We start from the raw sequence: 19,467 nt of genomic DNA on the forward strand, positions 1-19,467 counted from the left end.
CTGAATTTAAAAACAATTACAAAATGAAAATAATAAAATTACCCTATTTATTGCTTGTTGCAGCCTTGGCGTTATCATTTTCGACAAATGCTCAAACTGCTGCTGATAAATCCATCGCTAAAAAAGGGAAACTCAGTGAAATTCAATTAAAAAGATGGAGTCATCTGGATTTAGTTAAAGACAGTATCCCCGGAATGAGTGTTGATAAAGCATATTCAACATTATTAAAAAATAAAAAAGGGGTAAATGTGATTGTTGGTATTATAGATTCCGGTGTTGATATTGAGCATGAGGATTTAAAATCCGTGATTTGGACCAACAAAAAAGAAATTGCCGGAAACGGAATCGATGATGACAAAAACGGTTACATCGATGATATTCATGGTTGGAATTTTCTTGGTAATATCACAAAAGAACACTACGAATACGAAAGAATCATCAACAACAAAAATCTTATTGATGATCCCATTTATCAAGAAGCAAAAGCGGCCAATGATAAAAAAATAGAAGAAAGTGCCAAAGGGAAAAACCAGTTAGGACAAGTTTTAGCGGGGACCATAAATGCCGATACTGTCCTCGTCAAATTTTTAGGAAAACCGGTTTACACCCCTGAGGAAGTAAACGCCATCGATTCAAATGATCGGGAAATTCTTCAAAGCAAATCCATTATGCAACAAATGCTTTCTTATGGTTTGCCTGTTGAAGAATTAAAAAAAGAAATTAAAAAAGAATTAGATGGTTACGTAGAAACCCTTAATGGTGACAATCTAAAAACAGATTACAGAAAAGTTCTTGGTGATAATCCGGACGATATTAAAGATGTCAAATACGGAAACAACAACGTTATGGGGCCAGACAAAAAAGAAATTCTTCATGGAACCCACGTTGCAGGAATCGTTGCCCAAGTTAGAAACAACAATATAGGTGGTGACGGAATAGCAGACCATGTTGAAATCATGGTTATTCGTGCCGTGCCGGACGGAGATGAATATGACAAAGATATTGCTCTTGGAATCCGTTATGCGGTTGACAATGGTGCAAAAGTAATTAACGGAAGTTTTGGGAAAAGTTTCTCGCCTCACAAACAATGGGTTTATGATGCCATCAAATATGCAGAAAAGAAAGATGTATTATTTGTTCATGCGGCAGGAAATGACTCCAATGATATTGATGTTGAAAATAATTTTCCTAACGATTCTGATGATAAAAAAACAGAGTTTGCCGATAATGTAATCACCGTTGGCGCCTTGAATTACGAATACGGAACTAAGGTAGTGGCGGATTTCTCCAATATTGGAAAAATAAATGTGGATGTTTTTGCTCCAGGAGTGAAAATTTATGCTTCAACGCCAAACAATTCCTATCAGTTTTTACAAGGAACATCAATGGCTTCGCCAAATGTGGCCGGAGTTGCGGCTTTGGTTCGTTCTTATTATCCAAAATTGTCCGCTAAACAGGTAAAACACATTCTGATGGATTCAGGAACGGCAATCACGACTGACGTTGAGGTTGGCGGAAATCCAAATGACTTGCGTCCCTTTGCTTCTTTATCTAAATCAGGTAAAATGGTAAATGCTTACAATGCTTTACTGATGGCCGAAAAAATGTCGAAAAAGAAATAATTCACATTTAATTATATAACGGAAGGATGAAAATCCTTCCTTTTTTATTTTATCTAACATGAAATCGCCATGATTCCAAAACACAAATACCAATGAAGAATGGCGATTCCATATTCCTTTAAAAAACAAATATTGTCTACATATGAAAAAAATACTTTTACTTTCTTTCTTTTCCTTAAGTTTTGGAAATCTATTTGCCCAAAGCACCACCTATTGGCAACAACATGCCGCTTACAAAATGGATGTGATCATGGATGTGAAAAACTACCAGTACAAGGGCAAACAGGAATTGGTTTACACCAATAATTCTCCGGATACCCTAAAACGTGTTTTTTATCATTTGTATCCCAATGCTTTCCAGCCCGGAAGCGAGATGGATGCCAGAATTCAAAGCATCAAAGATCCGGATGCAAGAATGGTCAACAAAATAAAAGTGGACGGCAAGGAAATAAAAGAAAGCCGAATCAAAACCTTGAAGCCCAATGAAATTGGATATTTGAAGATTACAAATTTCAAACAAGACGGTGTTATTGCCACAGCAAAAACGGTGGGAACTGTTTTGGAAGTTACTTTGGCCAAGCCAATATTACCCAATTCAAAAACTACATTTACATTAGATTTTGACGGACAAGTTCCAGTTCAAATTCGTCGTTCCGGAAGAAACAATGTCGAAGGAGTCGAATTGTCAATGTCGCAATGGTATCCAAAAATGGCGGAATTTGATTTCGAAGGTTGGCATGCCGACCCTTATATAGCAAGAGAATTTCACGGAGTTTGGGGAGATTTCGATGTGAAAATTACTATAGACAAGGATTATGTTTTGGGCGGAAGCGGTTATTTGCAAAACCCAAATGAAATAGGTCACGGCTATCAAAATACCGGAATTACGGTTGTGTACCCAAAAAACACAAAAACCCTGACTTGGCATTTTATGGCGCCAATGGTTCATGATTTTGTATGGGCTGCCGACAAAAATTATATGCACGATATAGTCAAAGGACCTAATAACGTTGATTTGCATTTTTTGTATAAAAACAATCCATCAGTTATAGAAAATTGGAAAAAACTAGAACCTTTAATGGCCAATGTAATGGATTTTTACAACAATAAAATAGGAAATTATCCTTACAAACAATATTCATTCATACAAGGAGGCGATGGCGGAATGGAATATGCCATGTGTACTTTGATTTTGGGCGATGGGACTTTGGAAGGAATTTTCGGCACGGCAACACACGAGTTGGGACATTCTTGGTTCCAGCATGTTTTGGCTTCCAATGAATCAGAGCATCCTTGGATGGATGAAGGATTTACATCCTATATCGAAGATTTGGCATTGAATGAATTCGCCGATAAAAAAATGGAAAACCCTTTTGAATCAGCTTATAAATCCTATTATAAATTAGTGGAATCAGGAAAAGAGCAGCCCCAAACCACACACGGAGATCGATATGACGAAAACCGACCGTATAGTATTTCGTCTTACGTAAAAGGGAGTATTTTCTTGTCGCAATTGGGCTACGTGATTGGGCAGGATAAACTGGCAGAAACAATAAAAAGATATTACCGTGATTTCAAGTTCAAGCACCCAACGCCCAACGACATCAAGAGAACTGCTGAACGTGTTTCAGGAGCGAACTTGGATTGGTATTTGACCGATTGGACGGAAACCACCAACACGATCGATTACGGAATTAAGGAAGTAAAAGACAACGCCGATAAAACGATTGTTACATTGGAAAGAATCGGCAGAATGCCTATGCCTATTGATTTGACCGTGGAATATGTTGACGGAACAATGGAGAGTTTTTATATTCCTTTGCGCATGATGAGTTTTGAAAAAGGAAACCCGAATCTGACAGTGAAAAGAACGGTTTTGAGCGATTGGGCATGGGCGTATCCAACTTTTGAATTCAGTATTTCAAAAGCAAAAAGTGCTGTCAAGAAAATCACCATCGACCCAAGCGGATTAATGGCTGACGTGAAAAGAGAGAATAATGTTTATGAGGTGAAATAGCATTTTTGCACAAACCAAAAAAAGTCTAGCTTTAAAACTAGACTTTTTTTTGGTTTATTTTTTATGGGAATCATTTCAAATTCTTCAACATATCCACGGTCATACTTTCCAAATCAAACTCGTGATGCCAGTTCCAGTCTTCTCTGGCACGGCTGTCATCAATGCTGGCCGGCCAACTGTCCGCTATTTTTTGTCGGAAATCAGGTTTGTAGGAAACGGTAAATTCAGGAATGTGTTTCTTGATTTCGGCCGCAATTTGGGTTGGCGTGAAACTCATCGCTGCCAGATTATAAGAGGAACGGATTTTGATTTGTTCCGCCGGCGCTTGCATAATTTGTACCGTCGCGGCAATGGCATCGTCCATATACATCATCGGCATTTTGGTTCCTGACGACAAAAAACATTCGTATTTTCCATCACTCAACGCTTTGTGATAAATGTCCACTGCATAATCAGTCGTTCCTCCTCCTGGAGGCGTTGACCAGCTTATTAATCCCGGATAACGCACGCTTCGCACATCAACACCAAAAATGTGATGATAGTATTCGCACCATCTTTCACCAGCTTGTTTACTGATTCCGTAAACCGTCGTGGGTTCCATAATGGTGTATTGCGGCGTGTTTTCTCGTGGAGTTGTCGGGCCAAAAACAGCAATGCTGGAGGGCCAGAATATTTTTTTTATTTTTTTGGCTTTCGCCAAATTCAAAACGTGAAACAGCGAATTCATATTCAAATCCCAGGCAAAAGCGGGGTTTTTTTCGGCTGTTGCCGATAGTAGTGCCGCCATCAAATAAATATCGGTTATTTTGTGAATTTCCACAAGATGCTCAATCTGGTTGAAATCCAATGCATTTACCACTTCAAAAGTGCCGGAATTGACAATATCGTTATTCAATTTTCGAATATCGGAAGCGATGACATTTTCGGTTCCGTATAGTTGCCGAAGTTTATGGGTCAACTCAGTTCCAATTTGCCCGCAGGCGCCTATAATCAGTATTTTTGGGTTCATCTAGATGATTTTAAAAAAACAAAGATAACGTTTTCGTAAATAGCAAAATTTCACTAAAAATGGAATAAATTTAGTAAAATGCCATAATAATTATGCTTAATTTCTTAATTTTCACTCTTTAAAAATAAAAAAACCGCCTTCGATATATTAGATTGTTATTCTGATATTGCAACAGGTCAAATGCATAAAAATTAAACCACGTGGAAACATAGAAAAAAAGCATAAATATAAAGGAATACGGATCAAGTCCAAAACCTGTGAACTTGGAAAAATCACGCATAAATATTAGTTAGCCTAAAAAGGGAAAACTCAACGTTTCTGACGCCTCTAAATTGAGATCTAAAAGCTTTTGTTTTGACATTAAATGATTCGGCGGAGCATTTGCGCTTCTGTTATCAAAATAGTTTAATATGGTTTGATAATGATTCATTATCGATCTTGAGATGGTATTGAAGGGTTTGAAACCAGAATGACTTACTTTTTCATGCCATCTGGCCAATCTTGAAAGGCCAATAATTTTATCTGTAGTATTCTCAAAGATATTTCGTAATTCTTGTGCTAAATTATAGGCTTTTTCAATGTCTGGATATGGTTCAAATAATATCACAGCCCTTTCTTTTTGATTGTCTGTCCATTTTGATTTGTTTTTGTATAAAAAATAACGACTCCTAGCTAACAATTATTTAACTACCCGTTGGGTGCAATTAGTTTTTGATGATAATTTTCGTCAGTTCGAGTGATCCCGCTTTTGGGCGGGATCGTATCGAGAACTAGAAAATTATTATTAAAAACGGTTCTCGATACATTTTTTGTTCCGTTTTACTGCACAAAAAACACTCACGCTGACGTTTTTAATAATTGCACCCAACGGGTTATTTAACTGTATCATCATTTGCCAATTTTTCTATTTAATAAAACTACAATATTCTTTTCACCCCAATAAATTCCTTTTTAAATTCCTTGGGAGTACTATTTTTTGCCTGTTTAAATAATCTATTAAAATTAGCAATAGTATTAAATCCGCATTTATGGCTTATTTCCCCAATACTTAAATCTGTTTCTAATAACCATCTCGAAGCAAAACTAATTCTTGTGTCATTTAAATAGTGTATAAAAGTTTTCCCCGTTCTTTTTTTAATAAACCTATTAAATGAAACTGGACTCATATTCACTAATTTTGAAATCTCATTTAAAGTAATTGTTTGCGAAAAATTTGTTTGTATATAATCATATACTTTTTTTATTTTATCATTATTATGAAAATCTTCTTTCTCATCACTGGAAACAGATAGTGATTTTTGGCCTTCAGAATTTGCAAGATCATTAAGAATAGAAATAAACTCCAAGTAATATTGTATACCAGAAATTTTAGATAAAACCATTATTCTCGGCATCATTTGATTAGTAGTTTCACGGGAAAAAAGAATACCATATTTAGACCTACTAAACATATCTTTAATAGGCTTAAAAAGTCTTCTTGACAACATTTTTTCATCCAATAAATCATTGTGAATATGTATTGTGATTTCATAAATTTCTTTACAATTGCATTTATGAAGTTCCCAACCATGAACAACATTTGGACCAACAAAAACAAGTTCCAAATCATCTATTTCATCCGAATGATCTCCAACAATTCGCCTAACTCCTTTTCCCCTATATATAAAGTTTAGTTCATATTCAGGATGAAAATGTATAGGGAAATCAAAATCATCTTTGACCCTTTGTTCCACCAAAAAACTATCTTCCGGAATTAGCCTGGTTATTTCTCTATATGCATTTTTAATCATAAATAAATTTGTTTTTAGTAAAAAATAGCCGAATAAATTTTTTACTATGTAATAAATAGATCAGTAATTGACAAAAATCTATTAACAATCATTTAACATCTTATGTATTTTTGTAAATGTATAATATATATATATATAATTTATGAAATATATGAAATTATACAACAAACATTAATTAACCAAAATTTTAGAAAAATGAAATTAACAAAACTACTTATTTTTTGTTTTTTATCCGTTCTATTCTCAGTTTACGCACAAGCACAAGATGTTACCGTAAGCGGAAAAGTCATCGACGAGAACGGATTACCCATTCCTGGGGCAACCATTATGGTCAAGGGCACTTCTATGTCGACTTCTTCGGATATAGATGGTCATTATCAATTAAAAGCCGCAGCAGACGGCACTTTAGCATTTAGCTTCATAGGCTATGCTTCTATTCAGGAAACTATTAAGGGTAGAACAAGCATTAATGTTAAAATGAGTCCTGAATCGCAATCGCTGCAAGAGGTTGTAGTTATAGGGTATGGTACACAAAAGAAGGGGCTAATTACTGGAGCTAGCTCTAATTTTAAGGGTGAAGAGCTCAAAGCATTGAATACCGGATCGGCCATGGAAGCGCTTCAAGGTATTGCTGCAGGGGTAAACATCACAAAAAATAATGGAGCACCTGGTGCAGGAACAAGGGTAACCATTCGGGGATTGGGAACAATTGGTAATTCAAACCCATTATACATAGTAGATGGTGTATCAGTAGGAAGCATAGATTATTTGAGTCCATCCGATATTGAGTCTATTGACGTTTTGAAGGATGCAGCTTCTGCAGCAATATACGGTTCCAGGGCAGCAAATGGTGTTGTTTTAGTTACGACTGTAAAAGGGCGTAAAGGTCATCCTGCAAAAATTAGCTATGATTCCTATTTTGGTGTTCAAAATATATACAAAAACTTGGATCCATTAAATGCCCAAGAATACATGTATGTTATGGATGAGGGAAGGGTTAATGATGGATTGGCTCCAACCAATTGGAATGCAATGGTTCATGACAACAGCTGGCTGGAAACAAATTATCCTGGAGCAGGAAAACAATTAGGCGATGACATTTGGAGCAAGTTACAAGCTGGCTGGAAAGGAACCAATTGGATCAATGAAATGTCCAAAAAAGACGCAACCATAGTAAGCCATGCTTTAAACATTAGCGGCGGTAGTGAAGATATTGTTTATTCAGCGGGTATATCTTATTTCGATCAAGGTGGTATTCTTGGCGGAAATATTACAGACGCAGGGTATAAAAGACTAACTGTAAGATTAAATACTCAAATGGTGTTAAAAAAGAATGATCAACACAGTATTATTACTGTTGGAGAAAACTTTACGTATTCAAATACAGAAAATAGATCTGTAGCAACCGGTAATATCTATTATAATGATTTACACAATGCGCTAACACAAAATCCATTGCAACCTGCTTATTGGCAAACGGCTATTGACAGAAACATTAGTGAATTTGGATTTACACCTACTTTAGATGGTTTGAACACTGGACAAACTAATCCTTTAGCTGTAATGTATTACAGAAACAACTATAATTATGGTAAAGGTAACAGTATTACCGGAAATGCCTTTTTAGAAATTGAGCCTGTATTGAATTTAAAATTCAAATCTGTTTATGGGGTTGATTCTTGGTTTGGCCACAGCAGATCAATGAATCCAACCTATCATTTAGGCGTTCTTTATAATGATGCCGTAGATGGGGCTTCTCAAAACGAATACTTCGGAGCCAACACTACATGGACAAACACCCTTTCTTATGACACTAAATTTGGAGAACATAAAATTACTGGCGTAATAGGAACTGAATTAATTCAAAACCAAATCAATAATACTGTTAGCGGTTCTAGAAATAATTTATTGTTTCCTGGTGATCCAAAATATGCCTACATAAATAACACAAAAAATCCAGCTTCAATAAGTGATATTAACACTAGTGGTGCTGATTGGGCTGCTGGAGGCGGTGCTGTTCAATCATTCTTCGGCAGAGCACAATACGATTATAAAGAAAAATACCTACTTACTGCCACAATGCGTGCAGACGGTTCTTCAAATTTTGCAAAAGATAACAGATGGGGTTATTTTCCTTCCGCATCTGCGGGTTGGGTAATCACAAAAGAAGATTTTATGGCAAGCACTTCAAGCGTACTTAATTTTGCCAAATTGAGAGGGAGCTGGGGACAAAATGGAAATCAATCAATTGCTCCTTTTCAATATTCTGCTCAAATTGCTTATGCATTCCCGGGATACTTTTTTGGTGACACGAAACCCGTTTCTGGTACAACTGCCTATCCTGCAAAAGTTACCAATCCTGACATTAAATGGGAAACTTCAGAGCAGTTAGACCTTGGTATTGACACTAAATTATTTGATTCAAAACTGGGAATAACTTTCGACTGGTATAAAAAGACCACTAAAGACTGGTTAGTTGTAGCGCCTATTATGGGTACATCTGGAGCTGGTGCTCCTTATATCAATGGAGGCGATATTGAAAACTCAGGTATTGAATTATCTGTAAACTGGAACGATAAAATAGGTGATTTTAAATATGGCGTTACCCTAAGTGGAGCTCATAATAAAAATAAAGTTACTAGAATTGCCAATACAGATGGAATAATTCACGGACCAAGCAATGTGCTATCTCAAGGAACTGGAGAAGTTTCGAGAGTACAAGTGGGACAACCTATTGGGTACTTCTATGGCTATCAAACTGCTGGTATTATGCAAAATCAACAAGAAGTTAATGCTTATGTAAGGCCTGATGGAACTCCTTACTTTGCTGATCAACGCCCTGGAGATCTACGTTTTGTAGATCAAAATAAAGATGGTCTAATTGACGAGAAAGATATGGTATATTTAGGTAAACCAAATCCAGATTTTGAATTAGGGATTCAGTTAAATTTCGAATATAAAGGAGTGTATTTAAACACCACTATGGCAGGTAAATTTGGAATGCAGGTGATGCAATCGTATCGATCATTTGCTGACAGTCCTAAACAAAACTATACTTCTGATGTATTCAATCGTTGGCATGGAGAAGGCACGTCAAATACAATGCCGAGATTGTCTGCTACATCCAATAGAAATAACCAATATATTTCTGATATCTATATGCACAATGCAGATTATTTGAGAATTAATAATTTGACACTTGGATATAATTTTAATGAACTACTCTCTAATTTTAAGTTTATGTCTAACTTGAAATTATATGTTGCAGTAAACAACTTATATACATTTACTAATTATAATGGAATGGATCCAGAGGTTCGTTTTGGACATGATGCAGGTTGGGCTTCAGGTATTGATCTTGGTCTATATCCTCAAGCTAGAACAGTAATGTTTGGATTAAGTGCAGATTTTTAATATAAACACACCTATAAAATGAAAAAATTAATATATATAATAGCAATTTCAACAATTTTTGTTGCTACCAGTTGCACGGACTATTTAGATTCTGAGAATCTTTATGGAAAAAGTTTGGAGACTTATTATAAAACACCTACTGACATCAACGAATCAATGTCAGGTGTTTACAACGCCATCTATACTAGTAATATTTTTAGTGAAGAACAAATGGCGGCCAATTTGATGGACAACATGGTGTTAGGCGGTGGAGGCCCTGATGACAAAGCGGCTAAATGGGTTGATAATTTCGAAGATCCACTTGAAGACACGTATCGCGATATGTGGGTACAATCGTATAATGGAATTGCAAGAGCCAATGCTATTATCGAAAAAACCCAAGACGCAGATTTTTCTAAGTTTTTTAAAAGTACAGGAGAAGCAGACCAATTTAAAAAACAAGCGATTGGAGAAGCTTTATTTATGAGATCTTTCTTTTACTTTAGATTAGCCAAGTTTTTTGGCGGAGTTCCTCTAATAGTAACTATTGACGGCTCAAAAACGGTTGCAAGATCAACATATACCGAAACTTTTGCACAAATAGCCAGCGATTTAAAGTTGGCCATTGAGACCATGCCTGCTACCCCATTTCCAAGTATTCCAACGACTAGTTATGGACATGCCAACAAATGGGTTGCAGAGGCCTATATGGCACGTGTATATTTGTTTTATACCGGATATATGACCAATATGGAACAAAAAGCAACAACAGATTTGCCATTAGTTGGCGGTAAAGCATTGAGCGCTACAGATGTTGCCTCTTATTTAAATGATTGTATGACTAATAGCGGTCATGCTTTGGTTTCCGATTTTAGAAATTTATGGCCTTATTCTTATATAAACAAAGCTTCTGGAAAAAACATTTTGCCTTGGGCTACAACTGAGGGATTGTCTTGGGTTGGACAAGATGGTACTAAACCAACTTTCGGAACAGGCAATAAAGAATCTATGTTTGTACAAAGATTCTCTTTTGGGGATTGGGGATGGAGCAACGGTAATATCTATACGAATAGACTGTGTTTATTTTCCGCATTACGAGATAATTCTTTGGTGCCTTTCGGACAAGGTTGGGGATGGTGTACTATAAATCCTAAATTATGGAACAATTGGGACGATACTGATCCTAGAAAAGTGGGTTCCATACTTCAAGTTGGTAAAGCGGAACAAGGAACAGATGGTTATGTAGTAGACAAAGGCGATCATGAAACAGGATATTTCAATAAAAAATACACTGCTTTGCAATATCCGAATGCTGCCGGCAGCAACATAGGTATGTTCGTGCAACTGTATAAATGGGGAAATACCGACATGCAATTGATGCATGCACAGGATTTTATCTTTATGCGTTATGCAGATGTTTTGTTAATGCATTCAGAAATCACTAAAACAGCCACCGGATTGAATGCAGTACGATCTAGAGCGGGTTTACCGGCTGTTGGATATACATTAGACGCCATAAAACAAGAGCGTTTGCATGAATTTGCATTTGAAGGCTTGCATTGGTTTGACTTGATTCGTTGGGGCGATGTGAATACCGCATTTAATGATGCCTTCCCGGTGAGAAATTCTGGAAAAGATGCTACGTATAGTGTAAAATACAGAACAGAAACAAAAGGTTTGGTTCCAATTCCTGAAACGGAAATGAGATTGGCAAATGGAGTTTACACTCAAAATCCAGGTTGGTAAAATTTAATAACTTTTAATAAAATTATAATTATGAAAATTAATAAAGTAATGTATCTCATTATTGCTTCGTTTTTGCTAGTTTTTACTGCATGCGAGCCAATTGTTAATGAAGAACACTTAGTAGATTCTACTAATATTGAGGGAGTCAAATTAGTGGCTACCCAAAGTACCCCAGGAGGTAATGAGATTACTCTTAGCATGGTTACACCTGGAATTACCGGTTATTGGGATTATGGCTTAGGGAAAGCCCTAACTAATGAAGTAAAAATTATTTATCCAATACCGGGGAAAGCTACCTTTAAATACGTGGGGACTTTAGGCTCACAATTCTTTACAAAAACAATTGATGTACAAGTCGATAAGCTAGACCATGCATTGAATCCAATGTGGTATTATTTAGTTAGTAATAGCACAGCAGCCGGTAAAACTTGGGTTTTTGATGGTGTAAAAAATGACGATAAACTATGGTGGTTCATGTCTGCACCGGGTAATCCTGATGGCGCGATGGGTGCATGGTGGAATGCTGGAGGTCAGTGCTGTCCTCCAAGCGATTGGGCAGGGAAAATGAGTTTCGATTTAAATGGAGCTGCAAATTTTAATCATTATGAAACACTTACTGCGCCAGCAGAAAAAGGAAGTTTTGTGTTAGATGTTGCCAATAAAAAATTGATCATTATCGGATCAAAAATGTTAGGTTCCGCAGCAGGTAATAAAGATGGTGTATATTCTATTGTAACACTTACAGATACCAAAATGGTACTTTATTTAAGCAATAGTGAGACATATGGTACTGGATGGACATTTGTTTTCAAATCTATATAATTATTGAGTTAGTTTATTTTCGAAAAGGGAAGATTAAATGCTTCCCTTTTTCGAAATATAAATTTTTTAGTTGATACCACAACTATTTATGGTAAAATTCATTTATAAATGGATTCCTAATTTGCTTTTATTTTCCTGAAGCAAAAATACTTTAGAATAAATCCAAGAAAAGTAATATCTAACCAAATGTCTTTTAATGGCGTTATTGGTTAGACCTTATTATTCATTATTTCCTAACTATAATTCAATTTAAATAATGAAAATGTTTAAAAAAATTTTGGCATTACCAACGTTGCTATTTGTTGCTTTGTTGAGTTGTAGCTCAGGTGATAGCGGAAGTGACAACACACCTGATACTACGCAATTAAATGTAGTAATAAATGCAGAAATTGTTGGCACTGCTTCCCAAATGCCAAATGGTAATGGAAGTGGATTGGTTAAATTTAATATCAGTCCAAATAATGCCACTTCTTATAAAGTTGTGTTTGGTGACGGGGAAACAATAGAAACAACAACGGGAATATTTACTCACACCTATAGCTCAAGTGGCACAAAAACATACGAAGTAGAAGTTACAGCATTCAATGGTTTAAAATATTTTAATTCAACAAAATCTATTGTGGTTTTTGTTACTACTTCAGAAATTTGGGGTGACGAATTCGATGCTGACGGAGCGCCAAATAGCTCAAAATGGGGTTATGATTTAGGCGCTGGAGGTTGGGGAAACAACGAACCTCAATATTATACCAACAGAGCCGAAAATGTAATTGTTCAAGGAGGCGTATTAAAAATTATTACAAAAAAAGAAAGCTATTTAGGGAGTAATTATACTTCTGCAAGACTTCTTACCAAAGGTAAATTTTCTTTCAAATATGGCAAAGTAGAATTCAGGGCAAAAATGCCTTCTGGTGGAGGAACTTGGCCTGCGTTGTGGATGCTGGGAGATAATATTAGCACTGTTGGCTGGCCAGCTTGTGGGGAAATTGACATAATGGAACATCTTGGAAATCAACTTAATAAAATCTATGGAACACTTCATTATCCTGACCATTCAGGTGGAAGTAGTGATGGATCGACAACGGTTATTTCTAATGCAACAACAGAATTTCATCTCTATTCAGTAGATTGGCGAGCAGATTATATTAAGTTTTATGTTGACAATCAGTTATTTAAAACCTTTGTAAATTCGGCAAGCATACCTTTCAATCAGAATTTTTTCTTGATTATTAATTGTGCAATTGGAGGTGATTTTGGAGGTTCAATAGATCCAACTTTTGTTTCTTCAATTTTTGAAGTTGATTATGTGAGAGTTTATAATTAATGGTTTTGTTCGTAAAAATGGCAACTTTGAAGAAAAACATACGCTGTACCCAATACCTGCATGCAGAGATTAACAATAATAATACGATTACACAAAAACCCTGGTTGGTAATTGGTAATTCACTTTTTAATTAGAATTAGGGAAAAAGCAGTGTTGCAGAACACTGCTTTTTATTCTTTTTTAAATAATACCAATTGCTAATATATATTAGTCTACTATTTTTTTGTCACATCGAGCCTTTCGACTTCGCTCAAGACAGGCTAAAGTCGAGATGAAATAATGGTTCTCGACTGCGCTCGAACTGACAATTGGACTGATTTACAAATCGAATTGGAATAACAAACTATAAAACTGAAATTTATGTTTAAGAATAATTTTAAAAATACATTATTAACAATTGTTTGTTATATAATGATAGTAATAAATGCTAAAGCTCAAGATACTAATAGTTCAAAATCTGTAGAAGCTAAAATAGACAATATAATTTCCTCATTAACTATAGAGGAAAAAGTTGCAATGTGTCATGCACAATCTAAATTTAGTACTCCAGGAGTTGCCAGACTTGGTATTCCCGAATTATGGATGTCTGATGGCCCTCACGGGGTTCGTGGAGAAATTAAATGGGACGATTGGGGATATGCGGGTTGGACAAACGATTCTATTACAGCATTTCCTGCATTAACTTGTTTAGCATCAACATTTAACCCTAATTTATCTAAAGATTATGGAATAAGTATTGGTGAAGAAGCTCGCTACAGAAAAAAAGATGTGCTATTAGGTCCAGGGGTAAATATGTATCGGTCGCCTTTAAATGGCCGAAATTTTGAATATATGGGAGAAGATCCGTTTTTGGCTTCAAAAATGGTGGTTCCATACATTCAAGGGGTGCAACAAAATGGAGTTTCCGCCTGCGTAAAGCATTATGCACTCAACAATCAAGAATCATGGAGAGGTCATATAAATGTTGAAGTAAGTGATAGAGCTTTGCACGAAATTTATTTACCTGCATTTAAGGCTGCGGTTGAAGAAGGAAAAGTTTGGTCAATTATGGGAGCATATAACCAGTTTAGAGGCCAATATTGTTGCCATAATAAAATATTATTGAATAAAATATTGAAAGAAGATTGGAAATTTGACGGAGTTGTAATAACTGATTGGGGAGGTGCGCATGATACAAAACAAGCGGCTCTTAATGGTTTAGACATAGAAATGGGAACAGGTACAGATGGTTTAGTAACATCTACACAAAATGCTTACGATTTTTATTATTTGGCGAATCCTTTTTTGAAATTAATTAAAAATGGTGAAATTGAGGAAAAAATTTTAAATGATAAAGTCAGAAGAATTTTACGCTTAATGTTTCGTACAAATATGAATCCGAATCGTTCTTTTGGAAGAATGAATAATCAGGAACATATTGATGTTGCAAGAAAAATTGCAGGAGAAGGAATTGTGTTGTTAAAAAATGACGCCTCTTTTTTCCCTATCGATGCCTCAAAAAAAATAACTATTGCTGTTATTGGCGAAAATGCCACAAAATCAATGACAATTGGTGGAGGTTCCTCCGAATTAAAAGCCAAAAATGAAATATCGCCATTAGATGGATTGAAAAACCGATATAAAAATGCAACCATAATTCACGCAATGGGTTATGCCTCTGGCCCTTCGGCCTATGACAGAGTTATTCCTTCAAAATTAGACGCAAATAAACTACAACAAGAGGCAATTGAAGTGGCTTCAAAAGCAGATATTGTACTCTTTTTTGGTGGACTAAATAAAAATCATCTTCAAGATTGTGAAGGGGCAGACAGGAAAGAGTTTAAATTACCGTTTGGACAAGATGAATTATTAAATGAACTTATAAAAGTTAATCCGAATATTGGAGTTGTATTAGTAAGTGGAAATGCTGTTGAAATGCCTTGGATTTCCAATGTAAAGGCCATAATGCAGACTTGGTATTTAGGCAGTGTTGCAGGAAATGCAATTGCCGATGTTATTAGTGGAGATGTGAATCCTTCGGGAAAACTACCCTTTTCTTTTCCTAAAAAATTAAGCGATAATGCAGCACATTCTTTTGGGGAATTGAGCTACCCCGGAGATAGTATCAATGAATATTATAAAGAAGGTATTTTAGTTGGTTATCGCTGGTTTGACACTAAAAAAATCAAACCCTTATTTGCTTTTGGGGAAGGACTGTCGTACACAACATTTAAGCTTTCAACATTCAAAACTGATAAAAAAGAGTATTCACAAAATGAATCAATTGTAATTTCAGGAAATGTTTCAAATACAGGAAATTTTGACGGAGCAGAAGTAGTACAAGTGTATGTTGGAAAACTTAATTCTAAAGTTGAAAGGGCTGAAAAAGAATTGAAAGGTTTCCAAAAAGTTGAAGTTAAAAAAGGAGGAAATACAGATGCTAAAATTTCTATTGATGTAAAAAGTTTAAGTTTTTATGATGAATCCATTTCAAATTGGAATCTGGAAAAAGGCGATTATTTAATATATATAGGAAATTCCTCAAATAATATTTCAAAAAAAATAAAAATAACAATCAAATAATTAAAGGTATTATACTGAATAATAATTCTTTCCTATAAGTTTTTAAACTAGTTTGGACTTTTATCAAGAGGGTATTTTGAATAAATATTTACATATTATTCAAGTTTAAATAAATCTCTTTTAATCGTAAAAACAGGAAAGAATGGTTGCAACTTTGAGTAATAACGAGCAAAAGCGAAAAGGCCATCAGAAATGATGGTCTTTTTGGTTTCAGCCCCTTAGTTCAACGGATAGAATAGGAGTTTACTAACCTTTTGATTTGGGTTCGATTCCCGACGGGGGCTACTAAAAAGAAGCCGCCTCAAAATTTAATTTTGAGACGGCTTCTTTTTATTTTAAAACAATGATTTCTTTTAAAAACAGAATGTTAATTTTTTAAATGATTCTGCTGAAACTAGTTTTTGTGCGTAAGCATGAATTCCGCTAGCGGCTTTTCTTCCATCTCCCATGGCAAGAATAACAGTTGCTCCACCTCTTACAATATCACCACCTGCAAAAAGTCCAGGAATAGATGTCATCATATTGTCATCCACTTTAATGGTATTCCATTTAGTCACTTCCAATTCTGGCATACTTTTCTGAATAATTGGATTAGGAGAAACACCAACAGCAATAATTACGCTGTCAACATCTATATCGTATTCAGAACCTTCAATAGGAATGGGACGTCTTCTGCCAGAAGCATCAGGTTCGCCTAATCCCATTTTTTGAACCCTCATTTTATTTAGATTGCCATTCTCATCCGCAAAATATTCAATTGGAGTGGTTAAGGTGATAAATTCAATTTCTTCTTCCATGGCATGTCTTATCTCTTCGGCACGTGCAGGCATTTCTTCTAGAGAACGTCTGTAAACAATGATAGCTCTTTCAGCACCCATTCTTTTTGCTGTTCTTACGGAGTCTATAGCCGTATTTCCACCACCAACAATGACTACATTTTTTCCAGCATGAACCGGGGTGTCAAATCGCTCATCAGCACCGCCCATTAAATTTACACGGGTTAGAAATTCATTAGCACTTTGAATGCCATTAAAATTTTCTCCGGGTATATTCATAAAATTTGGTAATCCTGCTCCACTTGCAACAAAAAAGGCAACAAACCCTTCTTCTTTCAAATCATCAATTGTAGCTGTTTTACCTACAATGAAATTAGTGATAAATTTAACACCCATCCGTTTGACGGTATTAATCTCAAAGTCAACAATTGACTTTGGCAGTCTGAATTCAGGAATCCCATATTTTAAAACACCACCAAGATTGTGCAATGCTTCAAAAACAGTTACATCATATCCAAATTTCGCCAATTCACCGGCAACAGTTAATCCTGCAGGCCCGGAACCAATTACGGCTATCTTAATTCCATTTGGTTCAGCTAGTGTTGGGATAGAATTGTCTCCGTGTTCACGATCATAATCAGCAACAAATCGTTCAAGATGTCCAATAGCAGCACCTTCTCCACTTAATTTTTGTACGTATACACATTGCGCTTCGCATTGTATTTCTTGCGGACAAACTCTTCCGCAAATAGCTGGTAAAGAGTTGTTTTCTTTCAGCACTTTTGCTGCTCCAAGAATGTCTCCAGCTTCAAGATGTTTTATGAATTTTGGTATGTTGGTGCCAACAGGGCATCCAATAATACAAGTAGGGGATACGCAATCCAAACAACGATGAGATTCTTGTAAAGCCAACTCTAATGTTAATCCCTTATTTACCTCAACATTACTTTTATTTCTTACAAGAGGATCTTCCTCAATCATATGAATTTTAGGAATAAGGGTACGATCCTTACTTTTTATTTCTTTACGTAAGATATTGCGCCATTCGGCCTTACGTTCGTTTTTGTAAAATTCTTTGTCTAATTCTGATTCCATTTAGCAAATATTTTAATAGAGTTACTATTAGTACTTTTTTTATTGAATTGAAACATTTTCTGTTGCTTCCATATATTCTCTATAACATTTTGTTTCTAGTGATTTATAGGCTTTTGACCTATTGATCATTTCATCAAAATTAACTTTATGGGCATCAAATTCTGGTCCGTTTACACATACAAATTCTGTTTTTCCGCCTACGGTTACTCTACAAGCACCACACATTCCGGTTCCGTCGACCATGATGGTGTTTAAACTTGCTTGCGTTGGAATGCCATATTTTTTAGTGGTTAAAGCAGCGAATTTCATCATTATTGCAGGGCCAATAACAAAAGCTTCATTTATTTTTTCTCTAAGAATTACCTCTTCCATCCCTTGGGTTACCAATCCTTTTGTTCCTGCTGAGCCATCATCAGTCATGATAATAAGTTCATCTGAATATTTTCTCATTTGGTCTTCAAGAATTACCAGATCTTTATTTCGGGCAGCAATAACCGTTATCACTTTGTTGCCTGCTAATTTCATAGCCTGAACTATTGGAAATAATGGTGCAACGCCAACACCTCCACCAGCGCATAAAACGGTTCCTACATTAGAAATATGGGTTGCCGTACCTAATGGACCTACAACATCTAATATACTGTCACCGGCATTCATAGCGCAAAGTTTATGTGAGGATACCCCAACTCTTTGTACAATTATGGTAATAGTGCCTTTTTCGATATCAGCATCAGAAATGGTTAGTGGAATTCTTTCTCCATTTTCATCAATTCTTAAAATGATAAAATGACCTGCCTTACGACTTTTGGCAATATATGGCGCTTCAACAACCAATCTTGCAACATTTTCTGAAAGAAATTCTTTTTCGATTATTTTGAACATATTTTATATTAAATAGCTAAAGTTATGGTGTAATAATGATGAAGTAGATTTTAAGCTAATTACCATACAAATTTATCAATTTAAACTGAAATGATTTATTGTATTTATGGATTTTAAATTGCTGAAGAGCATTTTTGTTAAATGTTCATAATTAGACCCTTATTAGTGGTAATAACGCAATTCAATTCTTTGTTTTTTACATAAAAAAAAATAAAGATACTCCTGTTTTTCATTAATTTTATTTTGAACAATTTAACCGGATTTTAATGCGAAAATTTGTTTTTTAATAAATTGGATATATAAATAGAAACCGCACAATAAGTTAAACAAACCTTTATTATATCGCTAGTTATTTCAAATTAGTCCAATAATACCGATAGCTATCGGGAGAACTAAATGAAATATACAGCGGCATTATACCAGAACGATAGG

12 protein-coding genes are annotated in these 19,467 nt (G+C 35.4%); 7 read left to right on the forward strand and 5 right to left on the reverse strand.

Annotation, left to right across the window (positions count from 1 at the left end; genetic code table 11):
• Positions 1 to 23 precede the first annotated feature (23 nt).
• Complete coding sequence (locus B2145_RS03010; protein ID WP_291098041.1) at positions 24 to 1,622, forward strand: S8 family peptidase; 1,599 nt, start codon at positions 24 to 26, stop codon at positions 1,620 to 1,622.
• 142 nt (positions 1,623 to 1,764) lie between these two features.
• The gene (locus B2145_RS03015) at positions 1,765 to 3,639 is read left to right on the forward strand and encodes a M1 family metallopeptidase (protein WP_291098045.1); all 1,875 of its coding nucleotides are present in this window, start codon (positions 1,765 to 1,767) and stop codon (positions 3,637 to 3,639) included.
• 70 nt (positions 3,640 to 3,709) lie between these two features.
• Here B2145_RS03015 and B2145_RS03020 read toward each other — a convergent pair whose 3' ends face one another.
• From B2145_RS03020 to B2145_RS03030, 3 genes are all read right to left on the reverse strand, one after another.
• A complete protein-coding gene (locus B2145_RS03020) occupies positions 3,710 to 4,648 on the reverse strand; it encodes an L-threonine 3-dehydrogenase (RefSeq protein ID WP_291098047.1) in 939 nt (312 codons plus the stop codon).
• 289 nt (positions 4,649 to 4,937) lie between these two features.
• The gene (locus B2145_RS03025) at positions 4,938 to 5,327 is read right to left on the reverse strand and encodes a transposase (protein WP_291098049.1); all 390 of its coding nucleotides are present in this window, start codon (positions 5,325 to 5,327) and stop codon (positions 4,938 to 4,940) included.
• Positions 5,328 to 5,565: 238 nt separating this feature from the next.
• Complete coding sequence (locus B2145_RS03030; protein ID WP_291098052.1) at positions 5,566 to 6,438, reverse strand: AraC family transcriptional regulator; 873 nt, start codon at positions 6,436 to 6,438, stop codon at positions 5,566 to 5,568.
• Between the two features lie 195 nt (positions 6,439 to 6,633).
• Here B2145_RS03030 and B2145_RS03035 point away from each other — a divergent pair, with 195 nt between their 5' ends.
• From B2145_RS03035 to B2145_RS03055, 5 genes are all read left to right on the forward strand, one after another.
• Entirely contained in the window at positions 6,634 to 9,852 is a 3,219-nt protein-coding gene (locus tag B2145_RS03035) for a SusC/RagA family TonB-linked outer membrane protein (protein ID WP_291098055.1), read from the forward strand.
• A gap of 18 nt (positions 9,853 to 9,870) precedes the next feature.
• Positions 9,871 to 11,577, forward strand: coding sequence for a RagB/SusD family nutrient uptake outer membrane protein (locus tag B2145_RS03040; RefSeq protein ID WP_291098058.1), 1,707 nt, complete (start codon positions 9,871 to 9,873; stop codon positions 11,575 to 11,577).
• 30 nt (positions 11,578 to 11,607) lie between these two features.
• Positions 11,608 to 12,399: a hypothetical protein gene (locus B2145_RS03045; protein ID WP_291098061.1), complete on the forward strand. Its 792-nt coding sequence runs from the start codon at positions 11,608 to 11,610 to the stop codon at positions 12,397 to 12,399.
• A 262-nt stretch (positions 12,400 to 12,661) separates the two neighbouring features.
• The gene (locus tag B2145_RS03050; protein ID WP_291098063.1) at positions 12,662 to 13,720 is read left to right on the forward strand and encodes a family 16 glycosylhydrolase; all 1,059 of its coding nucleotides are present in this window, start codon (positions 12,662 to 12,664) and stop codon (positions 13,718 to 13,720) included.
• 411 nt (positions 13,721 to 14,131) lie between these two features.
• Positions 14,132 to 16,282: a beta-glucosidase family protein gene (locus B2145_RS03055; protein WP_291098066.1), complete on the forward strand. Its 2,151-nt coding sequence runs from the start codon at positions 14,132 to 14,134 to the stop codon at positions 16,280 to 16,282.
• A gap of 353 nt (positions 16,283 to 16,635) precedes the next feature.
• Here the strand turns inward: B2145_RS03055 and gltA are convergent, their stop codons facing one another.
• Together gltA and B2145_RS03065 are read right to left on the reverse strand one after the other, a co-directional pair.
• Positions 16,636 to 18,153 (reverse strand): NADPH-dependent glutamate synthase, encoded by a 1,518-nt coding sequence (gene gltA / locus B2145_RS03060; RefSeq protein WP_291098069.1) that lies wholly within the window; start codon positions 18,151 to 18,153, stop codon positions 16,636 to 16,638.
• A 39-nt stretch (positions 18,154 to 18,192) separates the two neighbouring features.
• Complete coding sequence (locus B2145_RS03065) at positions 18,193 to 19,035, reverse strand: sulfide/dihydroorotate dehydrogenase-like FAD/NAD-binding protein (protein WP_291098071.1); 843 nt, start codon at positions 19,033 to 19,035, stop codon at positions 18,193 to 18,195.
• Between the last annotated feature and the right edge of the window lie 432 nt (positions 19,036 to 19,467).

The organism is Flavobacterium sp. UBA5153 (assembly GCA_002413745.1).
GTDB lineage: Bacteria > Bacteroidota > Bacteroidia > Flavobacteriales > Flavobacteriaceae > Flavobacterium.